Here is a 2,408-nt window from a genome sequence, read left to right as displayed (position 1 = left end):
GGGCGGACCGACCGGCGCCGGCTGGACACTCTATCCGCCACAGGCGATTCTGCCCGGTACCCCCGGCGTCGAGTGGGGCATCGTGCTCATGCTGATCTCGCTGGCGATCTTCATCGTCGCGGCGACCATGGGCGGCCTGAACTACGTCACCACGGTTTTGCAGGCGCGTACCGAAGGCATGACGTTGCTGCGCATGCCGCTCACCGTGTGGGGCATCGTGATGGCGACGGTGCTCGCATTGCTGGCGTTTCCGGCGCTGTTCGTCTCGGCGGTGATGATGTTGCTGGACAAGACGTTGCATACGAGTTTCTTCATGCCGGCGCTCGTGTCGATGGGGCAGCCGCTCGCGTATCGCGGCGGCAGTCCGTTGCTGTTCCAGCATCTGTTCTGGTTCTTCGGGCATCCGGAGGTGTACATCGTGGCGCTGCCCGCCTTCGGCATCGTCTCAGACCTGATCAGCGTGCACGCGCGCAAGAACATCTTCGGTTATCGCATGATGGTCTGGGCAATTCTCGCCATCGGCGTGCTGTCGGTGGTGGTGTGGGCCCACCACATGTTCATCAGCGGCATGAATCCGTACTTCGGATTCTTCTTCGCGACCACCACGCTCATCATCGCGATTCCGACGGCCATCAAGGTCTACAACTGGGTGCTCACGCTATGGCGCGGCGACATCCATCTCACGGTGCCCATGCTGTTCGCCATCGGCTTCATCAGCACTTTCGTGATCGGTGGCCTCACGGGGCTGTTCCTCGGCAACGTCAGCGTGGACATGCCGCTGTCGAACACGTACTTCGTGGTCGCCCACTTCCACATGGTGATGGGGGTCTCGCCGCTGCTGGTGATCTTCGGGGGTATCTATCACTGGTATCCGCTCATCACGGGGCGTCGGCTGAACGACCGGCTCGGGCAGTGGCATTTCTGGATCACGTTCCTCGGCACTTACGCCATCTTTTTCCCGATGCACTACCTGGGCGTGCTCGGCATGCCGCGCCGCTACTACGAGTTTCGGAACTACAGCTTCATTCCCGATTCGGCGCACACCATGAACGCGTACATCTCGATTGCGGCATTCGTGGTCGCGCTCGGGCAACTGTTGTTCCTGTTCAACCTCGCCTGGAGCGTGAGGCACGGCAAGCCTGCCGGGGCGAATCCATGGCGGGCCGCCTCGCTCGAATGGCAGACGCCCGACATGCCGCCCGTACACGGCAACTGGGGGCCCGTGCTGCCAACGGTCTATCGCTGGCCTTACGAGTACAGCGTGCCGGGCGACATCGACGATTTCGTGCCGCAGAATCTCGCCCCGGACCCGCGCCGCCCCGCCACGCTGGTGCAGGGCGATTCGGCGGCGCTGCACGGTGGCAAGGCGACGCCACCACCGCCGCCACCCGAGTCGCCCAAGGGAGCCACGCCATGAAACCCGTGCCCTCCTGGCCGTCCCTGCCGCCCGGCGGCGTGCCTATCGTGCAGCCCCGACGGCGTGCGCCGTCGCAGATCGCCCTGTGGGGGTTGATGGGGGTCATCGGGATGTTGTTCTCGCTGATGCTCGTGGCCTACGTGATGCGCATGAGTCAGGGCGACTGGCGTCCGCTGCCGCCTGTCAATGCGCTCTGGGTCAACACCGGCGTGCTCGCGGCCGCGTGCATCGTGATGCAGTCGTCGGCCTCGCAGGCGCGGCACGGCGAGCTGCGGCGATCGCGGCGCGACTGGGCGCTTGCCGGCGTGCTGGCGATCGCGTTCGTTGCCGGACAGCTCTGGGTCTGGCGCGACCTGACCGTGCGCCAGTTCGGTGTGGCGGGCAATCCCGCGAACAGTTTCTTCTTCCTGCTCACCGGCTTGCACGCGTTGCACCTGCTGGGGGGGCTGGCGGCCTGGGCGTGCCTGCTGCCGCACCGGCTCGCGCACGCGACGCGCGCGCGCCGATTGTCGTTGACGGCGCAGTACTGGCACTTCCTGTTCGTGCTCTGGGTGGTGCTGTTCGCGGCCGTGGTCAACCTCACGCCGGAGATCGCGCAGCGCCTGTGCGGCACCGGGGGCGCGAGCCCGTGACGCACCGATCCGTCGTCGCCGGCGCAATTGTCCAGAGGCAAGGAGTCCGATCGTGAACACGCCATCGTCCGTCGCATCCTCCGCAGCCGAGCCGCCCGGCGGCTGGCGCGGCGTCGTCACCGACTGGTCGTCGGATCGCGCGACGTTCCGCGTACCGTGGGGCAAGGCGATGATGTGGATCTTCCTGCTCTCGGACACGTTCGTGTTCAGCAGCTTCCTGATCGGTTACATGACGGTGCGCATGTCGACCACCGCCCAATGGCCGAACCCGGCCGAGATCTTCGCGCTCGACGTGAACGGCCACCCCGTGCCGCTGCTGCTGATCGCCATCATGACCTTCACGCTCATCACCAGCAGCG

The 2,408-nt window shown here is 65.7% G+C and carries 2 protein-coding genes and 1 pseudogene; all 3 read left to right on the top strand.

Going from position 1 to position 2,408, the window contains the following annotated elements:
• A partial coding sequence (locus W930_RS28900; protein ID WP_036656560.1) for a cbb3-type cytochrome c oxidase subunit I occupies positions 1–1,417 on the top strand: 1,417 nt, incomplete at its 5' end.
• Entirely contained in the window at positions 1,414–2,049 is a 636-nt protein-coding gene (locus tag W930_RS28895; RefSeq protein ID WP_023872548.1) for a cytochrome c oxidase subunit 3, read from the top strand. The genes W930_RS28900 and W930_RS28895, both read left to right, overlap by 4 nt.
• 52 nt (positions 2,050–2,101) lie before the next feature.
• Positions 2,102–2,408, top strand: a pseudogene (locus W930_RS0125155) (bb3-type cytochrome oxidase subunit IV); the annotation flags it as partial.

It is taken from the genome of Pandoraea sp. E26, assembly GCF_000681415.1.
In the GTDB taxonomy this organism is placed as follows: domain Bacteria; phylum Pseudomonadota; class Gammaproteobacteria; order Burkholderiales; family Burkholderiaceae; genus Pandoraea; species Pandoraea pnomenusa.
The sequence above is the reverse complement of the archived record's forward strand: the minus strand, read 5'-3'. Positions and strand labels throughout refer to the sequence as shown.

What these genes read in the sequence shown, in the direction of transcription:
- W930_RS28895 (WP_023872548.1), top strand. Translation starts at nt 1,414, where the DNA reads ATGAAACCCGTGCCCTCCTGGCCGTCCCTGCCGCCCGGCGGCGTGCCT.